The following is a 16503-nucleotide window of genomic DNA, read 5'->3' as shown; positions in this document are numbered from 1 at the left end:
GGGCGAAAGTGCGCTTACGGATGACGGAGCGCCGGTCCTTAAGGGGCCGGACCGGCCGGGGATCCCGTCGGAACGGGGCCCGGACGCGTCAGGTGACGGTCGGGCGGGCCTGGTGCTCGGGCGCGTGGTGGGCCTTCGTGGTGACGATGTCGCGCAGCTCCCCGACGGCGTGCAGCACGTCGGCGTGCGTGAGGTAGAGCGCGTTGAAGCCGAAGCGCAGCAGGTCGGGGGCGCGCATGTCGCCGATGACGCCGCGCGCGGTGAGCCCGGCGACCAGCGGGTACGCCTCCGGGTGGCGCAGGGCGACCTGGCTGCCGCGGCGCTCGTCCTCGCGCGGGGTGGCCATGGTGAAGCCGTGCCCGTCCAGGAGTGCGTCGGCGCACTCCTGGAAGAAGCGGGTCAGGGAGAGGCTCTTGGTGCGTACGTCGGCCATGTCCACGCCGTCGTACGCGGTGAGCGCGGCCTCCAGGGCAACCAGCGACAGCAGCGGCGGGGTGCCGATGCGGGCGCGGGTGATGTCGGGCGCGGGCGTGTAGCCGCCGGACATGGAGAACGGCGCGGCGTGCCCGTGCCAGCCGGTGACCGGATGGTCGAAGTCCTGCTGGTGGCGGTGGGCGACGTACGCGAAGGCGGGGGCGCCCGGGCCGCCGGAGAGGTACTTGTAGCCGCAGCCCACCGCGAAGTCGGCCTCGATCGCGTCGAGTTGGACGGGCAGCGCACCGGCCGCGTGGCACAGGTCCCAGTGGGCGAGGGCTCCCGCGGCGTGGGCGGCGGAGGTCAGGGCGGCCATGTCGTACAGCTCGCCGGTGCGGTAGTCGACGGGGGCGTACGCGGCGACGGCGACCTGATCGCCCTCGGCGGCCAGGACGGCGGCGGCCTCGCGCAGGGGGACGCGGCGGACCTCCAGGCCGAGCAGGCGGCCGACGGAGTCGGCGATGTACTGGTCGGTGGGGAAGTGGTCCGGGTCGGTGAGCAGCAGGGGCCGGCCGGGGCGCAGCCGGGCGGCGGCGACCAGCGTGTTGAAGAGCTGGACGCTGGTGGAGTCGCCCGCGACGACCTGGCCGGGGGCGGCGCCGATGAGGCGGCCGACGGCGTCGCCGGTGCGGACGGGCGCCTCCCACCAGCCGTTGCTGTTCCAGGAGCGGATGAGGTCGGTGCCCCACTGGCGGTGGACGGCGTCCTCGACCGCGGCGGGGACGGCGGCGGGCAGGGCGCCCAGGGAGTTGCCGTCGAGGTAGGTGACGCCCTCGGGGAGGGTGAAGCGTGCGCGGACGTGTGCGAGCGGGTCGTTGGCGTCGAGTTCTGCGGCGCGCTGGTTCAGCATGCGGGTACGTCCTCGGTGCGCGAAGGGGTGGTGTCGCGGCCCAGGTCGAGCGCGATGTCGGTGAGCAGGTCCTCCTGGCCGCCGACGAGGCGGCGGCGTCCTGCCTCGACGAGCAGGTCGCGGGTGTCGAGTCCGTGGCGGGCGGCGGTGGTCTCGGCGTGGCGCAGGAAGCTGGAGTACACCCCGGCGTAGCCGAGGGTGAGGGTTTCCCGGTCGACGCGTACGGGCCGGTCCTGAGTGGGTCTTACGAGCGCTTCGGCGGCGTCCATCAGGGGGAACAGGTCGCAGCCGTGCTCCCAGCCCATCAGGTCGAACACGGCGACGACGGGTTCCAGCGGGGCATTGCCGGCGCCCGCGCCCTGCCCGGCCAGGGAGGCGTCAACGCGCAGGGCGCCGGCCTCGACGGCGACGATGCTGTTGGCGACGCCCAGGCCGAGGTTGTGGTGGGCGTGGATGCCGATCTCGGTGGCGGGGTCGAGGGCGTCGCGGTAGGCGCGGACCCGGTCGCGTACGCCGTCCATGGTGAGGCGGCCGCCGGAGTCGGTGACGTACACGCAGTGCGCGCCGTAGGACTCCATCAGCCGTGCCTGCTGGGCGAGTCGGCCGGGTTCGGTGAGGTGGGACATCATCAGGAAGCCGGAGACGTCCATGTCCAGTTCGCGGGCGAGCCCGATGTGCTGGGCGGAGATGTCGGCCTCGGTGCAGTGGGTGGCGACGCGGACGGAGGTGACGCCGAGCGCGTGGGCGCGGCGCAGGTCGCCGGCGGTGCCGATGCCGGGCAGCAGCAGGGTGGTGAGCCGGGCCCGGTCGAGGACGTCGGCGGCGGCCTCCAGCCACTCCCAGTCGGTGTGGGCGCCGGGCCCGTAGGTGACGGACGACCCGGACAGGCCGTCGCCGTGGGCGACTTCGACGGCGTCGACGCCCGCGGCCTCCAGGGCGGCGGCGATGGCGCGGACCTGCTCGGTGGTGTACCGGTGGGAGACGGCGTGCATGCCGTCGCGCAGGGTGACGTCCTGGACGTAGACGCGGGTCATCGGACCTGGCTCCATTCGGTCAGGCGCTCGGCGGTGCGCAGCGCGGCGGACGTCATGATGTCGAGGTTGCCGGCGTAGGCGGGCAGGTAATGGGCCGCGCCCTCGACCTCCAGGTAGACCGAGACGAGCAGGCGTCCGCCGCCACAGAGGGCGACGAGCGGGTCGTCCGCGGCCAGGGAGCGGAACTGGGGTTCCTGCTTGAGCCGGTAGCCGGGTACGTACGCGGCGACGGCGGCCGTCATCTCCCGTATGAAATCGGCCACTTGGACGGTGTCGCAGTCGTCGGTGACGCAGTGCACGGTGTCGCGCATGAGGAGGGGGGGCTCGGCCGGGTTGAGGACGATGATGGCCTTGCCGCGGGTGGCGCCGCCGACCTGTTCCAGGGCGCGGGAGGTGGTCTCGGTGAACTCGTCGATGTTGGCGCGGGTGCCGGGTCCGGCCGAGCGCGAGGCGATGGAGGCGACGATCTCGGCGTAGTGGACGGGGGTGACGCGGGAGACGGCGGCGACGACGGGGATGGTGGCCTGGCCGCCGCAGGTGACCATGTTGAGGTTCGTGGCGTCCAGGTGTTCGCCGAGGTTGACGGGCGGGACGACGTAGGGGCCGACGGCTGCGGGGGTCAGGTCGATGAGCGTCTTGCCGTACGGGGCGAGCGCGGCGGCGTTGGCGTGGTGGGCGGCGGCGGAGGTGGCGTCGAAGACGAGGTCGATGTCCGCGAAGCCCTCCATGGCGATCAGGCCGCGGACGCCGTCGGAGCTGGTGGGCACCCCCAGGCGGCGGGCGCGGGCCAGGCCTTCGGATTCGGGGTCGATGCCGATCATCGCGGCGGCGGTGACCGCGCCCCGACCACGGATGATCTTGATGAGCAGGTCGGTGCCGATGTTGCCGGAACCGATGACGGCGGTCTTCATCGGGCACCCTCCTTCACCAGGTGGTGCAGGCCGAAGAAGCGGACGGCGTTGTTGCCGAGGATGGCCGCCTTCTCGTCGTCGGTCAGTGCGCTGCCGCGTACCAGGCTGCCGATCTTCTCCTCGCCGAGCGGGAAGGGGTGGTCGGAGCCGAGCAGCACGCGCTCCGCGCCCATCACGTCCACGAGCAGGCGCAGGGCGCCCGGGTCGAAGACGGCCGAGTCCACCGAGAAGCGCTCGGTGTACGCGGACGGGGGCCTGGGGCTGTCGGCGCGCACCAGGTCGCGTTGGTACCAGGCGTTGTCGGCCCGGCCCAGGAGGTAAGGGAAGCTGCCGCCGCCGTGCGCGAACAGCAGCCGCAGCGAGGCGGGCAGCGTCTCGAACGCGCCGGACAGGATGAGCGAGAGGATCGTCAGGTGCGTCTCGGCGGCCATGCCCGCCAGCCAGGCCAGCATGTAGCGGGAGGAGCGCGGCCCGGTGGGCAGGTCCCACGGGTGGACCAGGACCGCCGCGTCCTGTTCGGCGCAGTGCGTGAGGAATTCGAGCAGCGCGCCGTGGTCGAGGTCGCGGTCGCCGATGTGGTTGCCGATGTGCACGCCGCGAAAGCCCTGGCGCATGGCCTCGGAGAGCACGGTGCAGGCAGCCTCGGTGTCCTGGAGTGGCACCTGGCAGAGCGGGGCGAGCCGGTCGGGGGCGTACGCGCTGTACGCCAGGATGCGGGAGTTGACGGTGCGGCACCAGTCGGCGGCCCGCTCGGCCTCCAGGCCGTAGCCGAACATCAGCGGCGTGCTGGACAGCACCTGCATGTCCACGCCGAGCCGGTCCAGGACGGCGACGCGGGTCGCCGGGTCCCACAGGGTGCGACGCACCGGCCGGTACTCGCGGGCGCCCGCCATCATCATCCCGGCGTCGGGCCCGTCGGAGGTACGCAGCCAGGGGCCCTCGTCGTCGCCGGTGAGCAGCCGGGACTCGGCGCGGCCGATCTCGGGGAAGACGTGCGCGTGAATGTCGACGACGGTCATGCCCGCGCCCCGTTCCGCCGGGTCCGCGGGCGCAGCGCCTCGGGCCACTCCTTGCCGGGATGCACGGCGCCGCAGTTCTCGCAGGTGCGGGCCGCGTCGTCGCCGTAGAAGGCCCGGAAGACGGGCGGCAGGTCGTCGACGATCGAGGTGAGCTGCACCTCGCTGCGGTGCACCAGGTGGTGGCAGTCCATGCAGTACCACTCGAAGGCGTCGACCTGGCCCTGCGGGCGGGCGAACTCGACGACCATGCCGATGCTGCCCTCCTCGGGCCGCTGCGGCGAGTGCCGCACGTGCGGCGGGAGCAGGAAGACGTCGCCCTCGCGGATGTGTACGTCGCGCGGCGGCCTGCCCTCCTCGTCCATGACGCGCAGCACCATGTCGCCCTTGAGCTGGTAGAAGAACTCCTCGATCGGGTCGTCGTGGAAGTCGGTGCGCCGGTTGGGGCCGCCCACGACGGTCACCATCAGGTCGGCGTCCTGCCAGATCTGGACGTTGCCGACGGGTGGCTTGAGCAGATGGCGGTGTTCCTCGATCCAGGCGTGGAGGTTGAACGGGGGCATGGTCATGCGGGCTGCTCCTGGTTCGGGCCGCTGATCGGCAGGTGGGCGACGGCGCTGATCTCGATCAGCAGGTGGGGGTGCGGGAGTTGGTGGACGGCGACGGTGGTGCGAGCCGGGCCCGTCTCGTCGAAGTACTCCGCGTAGACCTCGTTGTAGCCCCCGAAGTCGTTCATGCTGACGAGGTACGTGGTGACGGACACCAGGTCGCCGAGGCCGCCGCCGGCCGCGCCGAGCAGGCCGGCGATGTTCTCGATGACCGCGCGCGTCTGGGCGCGGATGTCGAGGTCGGTGACGCCCATCGGGTCGGCGCGCGCGCCGGCGAAGGTGCCGTCGGGCCTGCGGGAGCTGGTGCCGGAGACGTACACGAGGTCGCCCGAGCGGCGCAGATGGGGAAAACGGCCGCGGGGCTTCGCGGCACCGGGGACGATCACGCGGTCACCCCCTTGTCGGTGGCGGGGTCCGCGGTCCTGTCGGTGGTGAAGGAGACGCTGCCCAGGCCCGCGACGGTGGCACGGACGTGGGTGCCGGGCGGCAGCGGTACGGCGGCGGTGGCCGCGCCCGCCAGGACCACGGTCCCCGCGGGCAGCTCCCCGGCGAGCCGGGCGGCGGCGGCCAGGGCGCGCAGCGGGTGGCCCAGGATCGCGGCGGTGGACCCGGACTGGGCGAGGCGGCCGTCGAGTTCGAGCAGGACGCCGAGGTTGGCCAGGTCGGCGGGGGCGCTCCAGGGGCCGACGGCGTACCCGGCGGCGGAGGTGTTGTCGGCGACGACCTCGGGCAGCGAGAACGTGAAGCCGTCGTAGCGGGAGTCGATGACCTCCAGGGCGGGCGCGACAACGGCGACCGCGGCCGCCGGGTCGCCGCCGGGGCGCAGCGTCGCGCCGAGCAGGAAGGCGACCTCGGGCTCCACCCTCGGGTGGATCAGCCCGGACGCGTCGTACCGTCCGCCGTCGGCGATCTCCATGACGTCGGTGATGCGGCCGTGGATCAGGTCCGAGACGCCCATCTGGCGCATCTTGGCGAGGCTGGTGAAGCCGAGCTTGAAGCCGGTGATCCGCTCGCCGCGCGCCACCTTGCGGGCCACCAGGGCCCGTTGGACGGCGTACGCGTCCTCGGTGGCGGTCAGTCCGGTGCTGCCGCCGGGCAGGGTGCGGGCGTCGAGGGCGGCGGTGTCGAGGCGCTCGGCGATCGCGTCGAGGTCGAGGGCGGTGCTGGTCATCGGGCGCTCTCCTGGTCGGTGCCGGTGCCGGTGGCGAAGGCCGCGCGGACCGAGCCGAGACCGTCGATGCGGGCTTCGAGCACGTCACCGGGGGCGACGGCGGTCATGGGGCCGAGCGCGCCGGTGAGCACGGTGTCCCCGGCCCGCAGCGGGTGCCCGAGGCGTACGAGCGTGTCGGCGAGCCAGACGGCGGCGTGCAGCGGGTGGCCGAGGCAGGCGGCGCCCGCACCGGTGGAGACCGGTTCGCCGCGCCGCTCCAGGACCGTCCCGGCGGTGCGCAGGTCGAGGCGCCCGAGCGGTACGGGCCGGTTGCCGAGGACGTACGCGCCGCTGGAGGCGTTGTCGGCGATGGTGTCGACGGCTGTGATGTCCCAGTCGTGGATGCGGCTGCCGACGATCTCAATGGCGGGCAGGGCGAACGCGGTGGCCCGGATGACGTCGGCGACGGTGTGCCGCTCGTGCTCCAGGTCGCGCTCCAGGACGAGCGCGACCTCGGCCTCCGCCCGGGGCTGGAGGACCGTGCCCCAGGGCAGGTCGGCGCCGTCGGGGACCGCGGTGTCGTCGAGCAGGGCGCCGAAGTCTGGTGTGTCGACGCCGAGTTGGGCCTGTACGGCGGCTGAGGTCAGGCCGATCTTCCAGCCGGTGAGGCGGCGGCCCTCGGCGAGGCGGCGCTCGGTCAGCAGACGCTGCACGGCGTACGCGGGGTCGAGGTCGCCGGTGGGCAGGACGTCGCGCACGGGGGCGCAGGGGACGCCGGTGCGGCGCGCTCCGTCGAGGCGCTCGGCGGCGCTCCGTACGGCTGCCGTCGCAGGGGAGTTCGCGGTGGACGCGGTGGCCGCGGTGGTCGGGGTCCTCACAGCTTCACGCACACATTCATCGGCTCGGAGAAGAAGTCGAGCGAGTGGTCGCCGCCCTCGCGCCCGATGCCGGAGGCCTTCACGCCGCCGAACGGGGTGCGCAGGTCACGCAGGTTCCAGGTGTTGACCCAGGCGATGCCCACGTCCAGGGCGGGCGCGACGCGGTGGGCGCGGGCGAGGTCTCGGGTCCACACGGTGGCGGCCAGGCCGTACGGGCCCGCGTTGGCGAGTGCGAGGGCCTCCTCCTCGGTGTCGAACGGGGCCAGGTGCACGACCGGGCCGAAGATCTCCTCCCGTACCGCCGGGTGGTCCTCGGGCAGCCCGGCCAGCACGGTCGGCTCCACGAAGAAGCCCTCGTCGCGGTCGTCGCCGAAGTGCGGCACGCCGCCGCCCGCGAGGACTTCGCCGTCGGCGGCGGCCCTCGTGAGATGGCCCAGGACCTTGTCGCGGTGGGCGGCGGAGATCATCGGGCCGTACCCGTCGAGCTTGCGGGCCTCGGCCGCGAGCCGGGCGGCGAACCCGTCGAACACCGGCCGCTCCACGTACAGCCGCTCGGTGCACAGGCAGACCTGGCCGCTGTGGGTGAAGGCCGAGCGGACCGTGCCCGCGAGCGCCTCGTCCAGGTCGGCGTCGGCGAAGACCAGTCCGGCGTTCTTGCCGCCCAGTTCGAAGGAGACCGGCGCGAGGCGGTCCGCCGCTGCGCGCATGATGGTGGTGCCGGTGCCGGACTCGCCGGTGAAGGCGATCGCGTCGACGCCCGGGTGCTCCGTGAGCCACTGGCCTGCCGCGTTGGCGCCCTCGCCGTGCACGAGGTTGAACACACCGTCGGGCAGGCCCGCTTCGGCGGTCACCTCGGCGAGCAGGCAGGCGGTGCTGGGGGTCAGCTCGGAGGGCTTGGCGACGACCGTGTTGCCGGTGGCCAGCGCGGGCGCGACCTTCCAGGTGAGCAGCAGCAGCGGCAGGTTCCAGGGAGAGATGACGGCGACCACCCCGAGCGGCTTGCGCACGGTGTAGTTGAGCGCGCCTCGCCCGTCCGGGGTCCCGGCGTGCCAGGACTGTTCGCTGCGGCCCGCCAACAGGTCCGCATAGGAACGGAAGTTGGCGATCGCGCGCGGGATGTCGACGGCGGAGGCCAGTTCCCGCGGCTTGCCGGTGTCGGCGCACTCGGCGGCGACGAACTCCTCGAAGCGGAGCTCGATGCCGTCGGCGACGCGGTGCAGCGCCCGGGAACGTTCGGCCGGGCTCCACCCGCCCCACGGCCCGCGCAGCGCGTCCCGGGCGGAGTTCACAGCGCGGTCGACCAGTTCGGCGGAAGCCGCGGGGACTTCTCCGACGGTGCGCCCGCGGACCGGGTCGACGAGCGGGAACGGATCGCCGGAGGCGTCGAACCCGCCTCCCACGTAATGCCGCACAGGTGTGCTCATCCTGCAGACCTCCCTTGCCAGGCCGGGGCGTTCGGTTCCGCTGCCGGTTCCCGTTCTCGGTTCCGGAGCCCTGGATCGTGCACGCATCATGCGCCCACCCGGGCATGCCAAACCAATGCCGGTTGACGCAGTTCCCATGTCGATCTGGGTATGGCAGGGTCAGGGCGCGGCCGTACGCGGTGCACGGGACATCCACCCGGCCGCAACGAACGCGTCGGCACACCGGAAGGGGACGGCTCGCGGTGGAACTCCTGGACGGCCGACTGAAGTTCCGGCACCTGACGCTGCTGGTCGCGATCGTCCAGCACGGCGGGGTGGCCAGGGCGGCAGAGTCGCTGCACCTGACGCAGCCCGCTGCCACGCGCACGCTGCGGGAGCTGGAGGCCATCGCGGACCTGCCGCTGTTCATGCGCGAGCCGCGCGGGATGCGCCCGACGGTGTACGGGGAGGCGCTGGTCGGGCACGCGCGGGCGGTCATCACCGAGGTGCGCAGGGCGGGCGAGCACCTGGAGGGGCTGCGCCAGGGCCACGAGGGCACGGTCACCGTGGGCACGCTGCTGGCCGGGGCCAACGTACTGCTGCCGCGCGCGGTGGCCCGGCTCAAGCGCGAGCGGCCGCGCCTGACGGTGGTGGTGCGCGAGGGGACCCTCGACGTGCTCCACCCGGCCCTGCTGGGCGGGGAGCTGGACGTGATCGTGGGCCGGGTGGGCCCGGCGCCGAAGGAGGGCGAGCGGCTGCACCAGCGGATGCTGTACCGGGAGCGGATCATGCTGGCGGTACGGGCGGGCCACCCGCTGCTCGCCGATCCGGCCGCGTCCCTGACCGGGACACTGACGTACCCCTGGATCCTGCCGGTCGACCAGACGGCGCTGCGACAGGAGTTGAGCGCACTGTTCGTCGAGCGCGGCCTGGCGCTCCCGGCGGACCGGGTGGAGTGCACGTCGATCCTGACGATGCGGGCCCTGCTGCTCCAGACGGACATGGTGGCCCTGCTGCCGGAGCTGGTGCTGCGCGACGACGAACGCTTGGCTGCGCTGCCGGTGGAGCTGCCGTCGGTGGGACGCACGGTGGGCACGACGGAGGCAGCCCATCGCACCCGCACCCCCGCGCTCCAGGCACTGCTGCACCACCTGAACGAGGAGGCGGCGCTGCTGCGCGGGACGTTGAACCGGGGCGCCGCCCACGACACTGCGTCGAGCGGGAAAGGCCCCCAGTCCTCGCCGCACCAGCCCCAGCCGCGGCAGTACGATAACTCCTCGACACCGCGACCTGGTGGGAACCCGTAGCCCCGGACAGCGCCACCGTCCTCGTCACCGGACTGGTACGACGGCCGGTGAACCAGTGACGGCCGACGCGCCGGGAGCTGCCCGCTACGACGGCGTGATGCACATGCTCGCCGCCCTCGACCTGACTACCGGGAAAATCTACTACCGCATCCGGCAACGCAAGCGATGGCGCGAGTTCCTTGACCTGCGGAAGGCGCTTCGGGTCCGCTGGCCCGAAAAGAGAGGCGCCTCAACAGGACCGGTGACGCCCCCGATGATGCCTTCGGCGGAGTCGTATGCGCGAACCTTGATCCATCCGCCTCGGTGTCCGGGGCGGTACCTGCCGGTACCTGGCTTGACGACGATGCCTTCGATGCCGACGCTGCCCCATTCCGGGGCCAGCCACTCTTCGACGGTCGCCCGGTCTTCCGTGCTGGCCACCAACGTCCAGGGTGGCCCGAGGACACCGGCGGAGAACAGTTCCTGCAAACGCGCCCAGCGCTCCCGGTATGGGTGAGTTAGAAGGACCTCCCCGTCCGCCTCCAACAGATCGAAGACGACCAGGTGGGAGGTCAGCGGCAGCCGCTGCGAATTCCGGGAAGGCAGGCAGGAGGGACGCACCACGCCGGGACTGGAGCAGCACCGTCCCTGCGCGCAGGAACGCCAGGCACCGGTAGCCGTCATTCTCCAGACTTGCCGGTGTCTCATGAAACACCCGGGGAGACCGACCGGCACGACCGCCGTGAATGTCTGTGGGCCGTGCATGATCAACAGGAAGAACACGTCGCCCGCTGGGGCGGCGCCGGAATGGGTCACCCAGCTGGCCGCAGATCCAATTCACGCTCTGGGCCTGTTCGTCCACGACTGGCATCAGGCCACGGAGCCGTCCACGACGGTGCCCGAGAACTCAGGGACGTACACGCAGGACCACCTCCCGCCGGCACTGACCGCACTCGACCGGCTGGTCCGCCGACATCCCACGCTTCGCGCGTTCGGCGATCCCCTGATCCTGCCGCCGAAGGTCCTGGAGACCCACCCCAACCGTCTGGTCTTCGCCTCCTCGCACTCAGGTGCCCGCAACTGGGCACTGGCTGGCCCCTCACCGGCCAGCCCGACCCTCGCGTCTGGCACCTCGAAGACGCCTACTTCCCCGACCACACCGTGAGCACCGTCGAAGCCGAACCCCTCGGCCGCTTCCTGCTGCAGTACGTACTGTGCGGCACCAAATCGCAACTCCCGTGCCACACGAAAACCGGGCTCGTCACGGTGGAGGAGTCCGCTTCCGTGCTCGACCGACTTCATGAAGCCCCGCTCGCGGCGTTCTCGCAGAGCGTCGAGGAAGGCGAGCTCTTCTACGTAGGTCCGGGCCTGATTGTCTCGGTCCTCGGCAACGAGGAGACCGGACTGTCGCTGTGGGCGAGTAGTCAGACCCCCGAGGATCTGGAATCCCTGCGCGACGACCGGCTCACCTGGCGGTAGTTCCCCGTAGGTGGACACGACACGCATGCCGTGAGGAGCCTTTCGATGCTGCGTTGTCCGAGCCCGGGCCCTCATCCTGAGCTATGTCCGGCGGATCAAGTGCCAGATGTATGGCCGGGCCGGATTCGGCCTGCTGCGGAAGCGAGTCCTCCTTGCCTGACCGCTCTGTCGCTCGACGAGCTGATCCGTTCAGCTGATCGCAAACGGCACTGGATCCAGTCCCAGCTTGCTCCGGCAGGAGTCGACGGCCCGTGTGACCCAGGCGATCACGGCGTCGCGATCTTCCGCGATCGAGTGAAGATCACGCGCTTTCTCCTGGGCTTCGACCATCCACGGGGCCAGCGCGTCTTCCCGAAGGACTCGTTCGAAGTGATCGCGGGCCGTGTCCGCGTCCCCAACCAGAGCGGCAGCGATCCCAGAGTCGAAGCTGTCCCAGAGGAATCCCCGCCGCACCGGCCTGGACGTCAGATACCGGGCGACGTCCGGCAGAGCTGAGAACTTTTCCCTCAGCGCGGTCACGTTCGAGGCCGCCTGCCGACTGAGCTCGAGTGCCAGCGGCGTGAACTGGCCCTCGGTGCGAAACAGCTCGGATCCCACTCGGACTGCGTCCATGTGGAAAGCCAGGTGGTCTACGTCGTGCCACAACCACATTGCACCGACGTACAGGCCGCTGCCGGCAATCCGCGGCGGGGTGAACTCCACAACCCCGAGCCACCATCCGTGATCATCAATCCACAGGCGCGACCGTCCGCGCTGAGCCAGGCCGAGCGGTTTCAGAGAGTCTCGCGCGGCTGAGGTGATGATCCGGAGCACCGGACTGCGATCTGCCATGACCGGCATTATCAACGGTCCCACCGACACCCCGTCGGTCGTGGTGGCACAGCACCATCGCAGATCTGTTCACCAACACTGAACGTCACCGCTCCACGGAAGTTGGACCAGAACCCCTTGTCATCAACAAAGCCAGCCGGGCAGGTTCCAAGCATCATCTGATTACCGACGGCCACGGGACTCCTCTTGCCGTCCTCCTGACCGGCGGTCACCGCAACGACGTCGCGCAGCTCATGCCTCTCGTCGACGCGATCCCCTGGGTCCGGGGCCGAGTTGGCCATCCGCGTCGTACACCGGACTCGCTCTTCGCCGACCGCGGATACGACCACGACATCTACCGTGCGAAGGTCCACGCGCGGGGGATCGCGCCGGCCATCGCCCGCCGCAGCACCCCTCACGGCAGTGGCCTGGGCACCTACCGCTGGGTCGTGGAACGGACTTTCGCCTGGCTGCACGGGTTCAAACGGCTCCGCATCTGTTGGGAACGGCGGGCCGACGTCCATGGAGCCTTCCTCAAACTCGCCTGCTGCCTCATCACTCGTTGACAGCTTCGCTCGCTGACCAGCTGCCACCAGTAGCTGCCGACATGAATGAACGGATCTGGCAGAAGTTCCAACTCAAGCCACACCTGAGCGACACACCCGTTCTTCGTGGAGAAGGTCTACGACGTGGTGCGCCTGTACTTCAACCCGCCCGAAGGTGCGGTGGTGTTGTCGGTGGACGAGAAGTCCCAAATCCAGACCCTGGACCGTTCCCAGCCGGTGTTGCCGATGATGCCGGGCATGCCCGAGCGCCGCACACATGACTACGTCCGCAACGGTCTGACCACCTTGTTCGCGGCCTTCGACGTCGCGACCGGTGAAGTCATCACCTCACTGCACCGCCAGCTTCGGGCGGCGGAGTTCAAGAAGTTCCTCATCGAGATCGAGAATGAGGTGCCTGAGCATCTGCAGGTCCACTTGATCTGCGACAACTGCGGCACCCACAAGACCCCCGCCATCAAGGCGTGGCTGGCCAAACACCCGCGGTTCCACCTGCACTTCACACCCACCGGCTCCTCCTGGATCAACCAGGTGGAACGTTGGTTCGGCTTTCTCGCAGACCAGAAGATCCGCCGCGGCGCACACAAGAGCGTGCGTTCCCTGGAAGCGGACATTCGCGCCTGGGTCAAGCAGTGGAACGAGAATCCGAGCCCGTTCACCTGGACCAAGACGGCCGAAGAGATCCTCGACTCACTCGCCCGTTTCTGCCAACGGATCTCCGGCGCAGGACACTGGCCCGCCGCGAGAAGAACAGCGTCGCCCTCGCCTCCAACGAGTCCTTCGGCAAAGCGCACATGTTCCGGCGAACCCGTGCGAGGTGCTGCCTGAACAGCACGGGTTCAAAACGAATAGGCAGGTCGCCGGACCGGACGTAGTCTGCGAGCTGTGACGGTGAGATACGTGTTGGACGGCAGCCAGGTCGAGACGCTGGAGGACTTCTGGCGGGTCGCAGGCGAAAGCATCGGCTGTGGCGGATACTTCGGCCGAAATCTTGACGCCTTCGCTGACTGTCTCCGCGGCGGCTTCGGGACACCGGACGACGGCGACTTCATGATCGAGTGGCGTGATCACGAAGCCTCCCGCCAGAACCTCGGATACCACGAGACTGCTCGTCAGCTCGAGATGTGGCTCGCCCGCTGTCATCCGACGCACACGGCCCACATGGGCACCAGGCTTGCAGAAGCCCGCGCTGGGCGTGGCCCGACCGCCTTCGACTGGCTGGTCGAGATCATTGAAGAGGAACTTCCGGGGGGCCTGTGTCTTCGTTAGCCAGGCAAACAGGTCACCGATCCGGCAGACTGCGCTGGGCGGCGGCTCCTCTCGCCTGGTCGGGACCGCTGCCCCACACCACCAGTCCAGAGCCCGGAACGCTGGGTTGTGATCGTGTGTCAGGAAGCCTTCCAGGTCAGGGACTTGGCTCCCTTGGTGGTGGGCGTGAAGGTGACGGTGACGGGCTTGTCGCCCTTGCCGACGACGTAGACACCGCACTGCTGGACGGTCTTGCCGGGCTGGACCATGCCGTCGGGGACGGAGGACTCACATCCCTTGGGTCCGTTGCTGCTGAAGTCGAGCAGGGTCATCTTCTGCACCAGCTGGCCAGCCTCGGTGTAAAGGTCTACCGCCTTGTCCATGCCCGGATACAGCTCGGTTGTTCCGCCGTTGCGGTACTCGAACGTGACGAAGTACAGGTTGGCGTTCTTCTGTCCGGCGTCGAGGTCGTAGCGGGAGAGTGCTTCGGGGCCGACCTTGTGCACGCTCTTCGGCGTAACGGTGAGCGGGATGTCCTTGTCGTCGTCCTTCCACGTCACCTTGGCGGGCTGTCCGGCGGGCAGGATGCCGCCGCCCGCGCTGTCACCGCCCTTGACCTTCCAGGTCTGCGTGCCGGAGTCGTCTTTGTAGGAGACCGTGGAGGGCTTGGCGTCCTTGGAGAGCATGACGACCTGGCACTCCGTGGCGGTCTTGCCTGCGGCCAGACTGCCCGGCGCCTTGGTGCCGATGCACGTATCCAGCGGGCCGGTACCGGCCTTGCCCAGGCCGCCGCTGAAGAACGACACCTTCTGACCGCGCGTGCCGTCGGCGAGCGCGAGGGCGAACCGGCCCGCGGCGCTGCTTCCGTCGACGAGAGCCGTGCCGGTGTTGGCGACGGACACGGTCAGGTAGTACGGCACCATCCCCTTCATCTCGTCGTCGAGCCGGACGTTCGCAAGGTCGGCGGCCGTTCCGCGCTTGAGGGCAGCGGGTGCGACCTTCAGGTCGAATGCCTTCTGGCCGCTGTCGGTGTACTTCGCCTGCCGTACGGCGGTGTCGAGCTCCAGCGGGGTGCCGGCGGACGCGGCCTTGTCCGCCTTCGGCTTGTCGCCTCTGCTGTTGTCGCCGGCCGGGCCTGAACCTCCGCAGCCGCTCAGAAGCAGGGCGATGAGACCTGCTCCGGCGATGGTCGTGATCCGGCGTTCTGCGCGCTGCACTGCAACCCCCGTGGTTCCTGTGGTTCCTCGCAACTCCCGTTGCGTCTGAAGCAACCCTAAACACCTCGTCAGCTCCGGCTGCGCTCGGCGTCCTCGCCAGCGCATCGGGCAACAGCGGTGATACTCCCGCCGCCGCGGGCCCGGCTCATGTACCCGCGGGCGAGGGCTCCTCAATGGTGGTGGGGAAGGATGGGGCAATGTACTCGCTGCGGATCTGCTGGAAGGCGCTGTGCGCCGCGTCGCAGCGGGCGCTCCTCGCGGGACCGAGGTCCTGGCGCGGCACGTCGAGGAGCACGGCGAGGTGTTCCGGCGAGGTCCGGCCCGAGGCGCTGCGCTGGGCCCCGGCGAGGGCTCCCATGACCTCCTTGCGGTACGCGGAGGGTTGGAGGCGCTCCAGGTGGGCGCGCCCGGCCCGGACATCGCGGATGGCACCGAACAGCTTGGTCTTGAGCCGCGCCGGAAGGTCGTCCCAGCACGGGGCGTCGAGCGGCGGCAGCGGTGTGTGGGCGGCCTCGGCGGCGATGGCGTGGACGGCGGCATCCGTGTTGGGGTGGGCGCGGCCGGAGGCCGGGGCGAGGGGGCGGCGGCGGTGGGCGGCGTTCCATTTCCCGGTGGCCTGCCCGGCCCGGTGCTCGGGGGCGAGGGTGCCGACCGGCGTGCCGTCGATCAGCGCGCGGCATCCGCCGGGATGGGGGTCGGGGGCCAGCGTCCAGGTGTGGCCATCGAGCTCGCCGGGGGCTGCGGGTACCTCCAGGCCCGGGGCGGGCAGCGGCAGTTGGGTGTCGTCAGCGGCGGAGAGGGTGACGGCAGCGGAGGCCAGGGCGGTGGCCAGGCGCCGGGTGTCCTTCTTCGCGGCGAGAGCGTCTGGTCGATGGCCAGGAGGTGAGTGAAGTCGTCCTCGCGAGGGCTACGGGTGGCCAGGCGCAGGGCGGCGCCGCGCAGGGCAGCCTTGAGCGGGGCAAGCCGGTGCTGGCGGTGGACAGCGGTGGCGGCCAGGACCGCGGAGGTGGCGAGGTCGGTCTGCTGGCGGGGGGGGTGAGCAGGTGCCACCAGTGGGCCACGGGGTGGGGGTCAGGGTCGGCCCGCAGCGCCGCGTCGATGACCAGCCCGGCGGCGCTGACCTTGTTCGGGCAGTGGCTGCCCTGGGCGGGGCGCAGCGGAATCAGGCGGGCATCGGTGGCGGACCAGCCTCGCAGGGACCGCTGGCCTGCTGACCGCGCAGCACCCACCCTCAGCGGACCACAACCACCGTTGCACCGCAAGGCCCAGAGTGGGGCCACTTCGCCTCGCCACAACCCCTCAGTGCTCCCGAACGCCCCCGGCGGTGGGGCCGATTCGGCTCGCCTCGGCGGGGCCGTTGGCGACCGCCCTAGCCATCGGAGTCTTTCGCGACGCGTTCCTTGCGGGCGAGGTGCTCGTCGGATTCGTGGCTGATGGGCTTCTCCCCGGGTTTCCGGTAGTGGGAGGCAAGCAATACGCCGTCACGCTGGACGAGGTACATGGAGACGCGCCGGCCGCGGAGGTCCCGGCAGTCGGGGCAGATGAGCCCGCGTCTTTCGACGGGGACACGTTTGCG

At 70.8% G+C, this 16503-nt stretch carries 19 protein-coding genes and 2 pseudogenes; 7 read left to right on the top strand and 14 right to left on the bottom strand.

The window, feature by feature from the left end:
* Positions 1 to 88: 88 nt before the first annotated feature.
* From kynU to AB0D18_RS36790, 9 genes are read right to left on the bottom strand one after another with little or no spacing between them, the layout of a single operon-like run.
* A complete protein-coding gene (kynU, locus tag AB0D18_RS36830; protein WP_362429118.1) occupies positions 89 to 1324 on the bottom strand; it encodes a kynureninase in 1236 nt (411 codons plus the stop codon).
* Positions 1318 to 2358: a 4-hydroxy-2-oxovalerate aldolase gene (dmpG, locus tag AB0D18_RS36825; protein ID WP_362429115.1), complete on the bottom strand. Its 1041-nt coding sequence runs from the start codon at positions 2356 to 2358 to the stop codon at positions 1318 to 1320. Before dmpG ends, kynU begins: the two co-directional genes overlap by 7 nt.
* A complete protein-coding gene (locus AB0D18_RS36820; RefSeq protein ID WP_362429113.1) occupies positions 2355 to 3269 on the bottom strand; it encodes an acetaldehyde dehydrogenase (acetylating) in 915 nt (304 codons plus the stop codon). The genes dmpG and AB0D18_RS36820 overlap by 4 nt, the downstream gene beginning before the upstream one ends.
* Positions 3266 to 4288, bottom strand: a complete 1023-nt coding sequence (locus AB0D18_RS36815; RefSeq protein WP_362429110.1) for an amidohydrolase family protein — start codon at positions 4286 to 4288, stop codon at positions 3266 to 3268. The genes AB0D18_RS36820 and AB0D18_RS36815 overlap by 4 nt, the downstream gene beginning before the upstream one ends.
* A complete protein-coding gene (locus AB0D18_RS36810; RefSeq protein WP_362429107.1) occupies positions 4285 to 4854 on the bottom strand; it encodes a 3-hydroxyanthranilate 3,4-dioxygenase in 570 nt (189 codons plus the stop codon). The genes AB0D18_RS36815 and AB0D18_RS36810 overlap by 4 nt, the downstream gene beginning before the upstream one ends.
* Positions 4851 to 5279, bottom strand: coding sequence for a RidA family protein (locus tag AB0D18_RS36805; RefSeq protein ID WP_362429104.1), 429 nt, complete (start codon positions 5277 to 5279; stop codon positions 4851 to 4853). Before AB0D18_RS36805 ends, AB0D18_RS36810 begins: the two co-directional genes overlap by 4 nt.
* Positions 5276 to 6064, bottom strand: coding sequence for a fumarylacetoacetate hydrolase family protein (locus AB0D18_RS36800; protein WP_362429102.1), 789 nt, complete (start codon positions 6062 to 6064; stop codon positions 5276 to 5278). Before AB0D18_RS36800 ends, AB0D18_RS36805 begins: the two co-directional genes overlap by 4 nt.
* Positions 6061 to 6921 carry a fumarylacetoacetate hydrolase family protein gene (locus AB0D18_RS36795; protein WP_362429099.1) on the bottom strand — a complete coding sequence of 287 codons (861 nt, stop codon included), beginning with the start codon at positions 6919 to 6921 and terminating at the stop codon, positions 6061 to 6063. Before AB0D18_RS36795 ends, AB0D18_RS36800 begins: the two co-directional genes overlap by 4 nt.
* The gene (locus AB0D18_RS36790; RefSeq protein ID WP_362429096.1) at positions 6918 to 8345 is read right to left on the bottom strand and encodes a 2-hydroxymuconic semialdehyde dehydrogenase; all 1428 of its coding nucleotides are present in this window, start codon (positions 8343 to 8345) and stop codon (positions 6918 to 6920) included. Before AB0D18_RS36790 ends, AB0D18_RS36795 begins: the two co-directional genes overlap by 4 nt.
* Positions 8346 to 8587: 242 nt before the next feature.
* Here AB0D18_RS36790 and AB0D18_RS36785 point away from each other — a divergent pair, with 242 nt between their 5' ends.
* Positions 8588 to 9631, top strand: coding sequence for a LysR substrate-binding domain-containing protein (locus tag AB0D18_RS36785; RefSeq protein ID WP_362429093.1), 1044 nt, complete (start codon positions 8588 to 8590; stop codon positions 9629 to 9631).
* A 141-nt stretch (positions 9632 to 9772) separates the two neighbouring features.
* On the opposite strand, the gene AB0D18_RS36780 is transcribed toward AB0D18_RS36785, so the two are convergent.
* Complete coding sequence (locus AB0D18_RS36780) at positions 9773 to 10294, bottom strand: hypothetical protein (RefSeq protein WP_362429090.1); 522 nt, start codon at positions 10292 to 10294, stop codon at positions 9773 to 9775.
* Between the two features lie 79 nt (positions 10295 to 10373).
* Here AB0D18_RS36780 and AB0D18_RS36775 point away from each other — a divergent pair, with 79 nt between their 5' ends.
* Both AB0D18_RS36775 and AB0D18_RS36770 read left to right on the top strand, forming a co-directional pair.
* Positions 10374 to 10775, top strand: coding sequence for a hypothetical protein (locus AB0D18_RS36775; protein ID WP_362429087.1), 402 nt, complete (start codon positions 10374 to 10376; stop codon positions 10773 to 10775).
* Positions 10772 to 11089: a hypothetical protein gene (locus tag AB0D18_RS36770; protein WP_362429084.1), complete on the top strand. Its 318-nt coding sequence runs from the start codon at positions 10772 to 10774 to the stop codon at positions 11087 to 11089. The genes AB0D18_RS36775 and AB0D18_RS36770 overlap by 4 nt, the downstream gene beginning before the upstream one ends.
* 189 nt (positions 11090 to 11278) lie before the next feature.
* Here the strand turns inward: AB0D18_RS36770 and AB0D18_RS36765 are convergent, their stop codons facing one another.
* The gene (locus tag AB0D18_RS36765) at positions 11279 to 11920 is read right to left on the bottom strand and encodes a hypothetical protein (protein WP_362429081.1); all 642 of its coding nucleotides are present in this window, start codon (positions 11918 to 11920) and stop codon (positions 11279 to 11281) included.
* Positions 11921 to 12000: 80 nt separating this feature from the next.
* On the opposite strand from AB0D18_RS36765, the pseudogene AB0D18_RS36760 reads away from it, so the two are divergent.
* From AB0D18_RS36760 to AB0D18_RS36750, 3 genes and pseudogenes are all read left to right on the top strand, one after another.
* Positions 12001 to 12465, top strand: a pseudogene (locus AB0D18_RS36760) (IS5 family transposase); the annotation flags it as partial.
* A 50-nt stretch (positions 12466 to 12515) separates the two neighbouring features.
* A pseudogene (locus AB0D18_RS36755) lies at positions 12516 to 13170 on the top strand (IS630 family transposase); the annotation flags it as partial.
* 177 nt (positions 13171 to 13347) lie between these two features.
* A complete protein-coding gene (locus AB0D18_RS36750; protein WP_362429078.1) occupies positions 13348 to 13731 on the top strand; it encodes a barstar family protein in 384 nt (127 codons plus the stop codon).
* Positions 13732 to 13850: 119 nt separating this feature from the next.
* Here the strand turns inward: AB0D18_RS36750 and AB0D18_RS36745 are convergent, their stop codons facing one another.
* Entirely contained in the window at positions 13851 to 14927 is a 1077-nt protein-coding gene (locus tag AB0D18_RS36745) for a hypothetical protein (protein ID WP_362429075.1), read from the bottom strand.
* 145 nt (positions 14928 to 15072) lie between these two features.
* Complete coding sequence (locus AB0D18_RS36740; RefSeq protein ID WP_362429072.1) at positions 15073 to 15285, bottom strand: hypothetical protein; 213 nt, start codon at positions 15283 to 15285, stop codon at positions 15073 to 15075.
* 39 nt (positions 15286 to 15324) lie between these two features.
* Between AB0D18_RS36740 and AB0D18_RS36735 the strand changes: the two genes are divergently transcribed.
* Positions 15325 to 15813 (top strand): hypothetical protein, encoded by a 489-nt coding sequence (locus AB0D18_RS36735; RefSeq protein WP_362429069.1) that lies wholly within the window; start codon positions 15325 to 15327, stop codon positions 15811 to 15813.
* A gap of 483 nt (positions 15814 to 16296) precedes the next feature.
* On the opposite strand, the gene AB0D18_RS36730 is transcribed toward AB0D18_RS36735, so the two are convergent.
* Positions 16297 to 16503: hypothetical protein (locus tag AB0D18_RS36730; RefSeq protein WP_362429067.1), on the bottom strand; the 207-nt coding region annotated here is incomplete at its 5' end.

This window comes from Streptomyces sp. NPDC048442 (genome assembly GCF_040651475.1).
Taxonomy (GTDB): Bacteria; Actinomycetota; Actinomycetes; order Streptomycetales; family Streptomycetaceae; genus Streptomyces.
Note: the sequence above shows the minus strand (reverse complement) of the source record. Positions and strands in the feature narration are given on the sequence as shown.

Bases quoted from the DNA above. Each gene is read 5' to 3' on its own strand.
- kynU (WP_362429118.1), bottom strand. From the start codon at position 1,324: ATGCTGAACCAGCGCGCCGCAGAACTCGACGCCAACGACCCGCTCGCA.
- dmpG (WP_362429115.1), bottom strand. From the start codon at position 2,358: ATGACCCGCGTCTACGTCCAGGACGTCACCCTGCGCGACGGCATGCAC.
- AB0D18_RS36820 (WP_362429113.1), bottom strand. From the start codon at position 3,269: ATGAAGACCGCCGTCATCGGTTCCGGCAACATCGGCACCGACCTGCTC.
- AB0D18_RS36815 (WP_362429110.1), bottom strand. From the start codon at position 4,288: ATGACCGTCGTCGACATTCACGCGCACGTCTTCCCCGAGATCGGCCGC.
- AB0D18_RS36810 (WP_362429107.1), bottom strand. From the start codon at position 4,854: ATGACCATGCCCCCGTTCAACCTCCACGCCTGGATCGAGGAACACCGC.
- AB0D18_RS36800 (WP_362429102.1), bottom strand. From the start codon at position 6,064: ATGACCAGCACCGCCCTCGACCTCGACGCGATCGCCGAGCGCCTCGAC.
- AB0D18_RS36790 (WP_362429096.1), bottom strand. From the start codon at position 8,345: ATGAGCACACCTGTGCGGCATTACGTGGGAGGCGGGTTCGACGCCTCC.
- AB0D18_RS36780 (WP_362429090.1), bottom strand. From the start codon at position 10,294: ATGACGGCTACCGGTGCCTGGCGTTCCTGCGCGCAGGGACGGTGCTGC.
- AB0D18_RS36775 (WP_362429087.1), top strand. From the start codon at position 10,374: ATGATCAACAGGAAGAACACGTCGCCCGCTGGGGCGGCGCCGGAATGG.
- AB0D18_RS36765 (WP_362429081.1), bottom strand. From the start codon at position 11,920: ATGGCAGATCGCAGTCCGGTGCTCCGGATCATCACCTCAGCCGCGCGA.
- AB0D18_RS36740 (WP_362429072.1), bottom strand. From the start codon at position 15,285: ATGGGAGCCCTCGCCGGGGCCCAGCGCAGCGCCTCGGGCCGGACCTCG.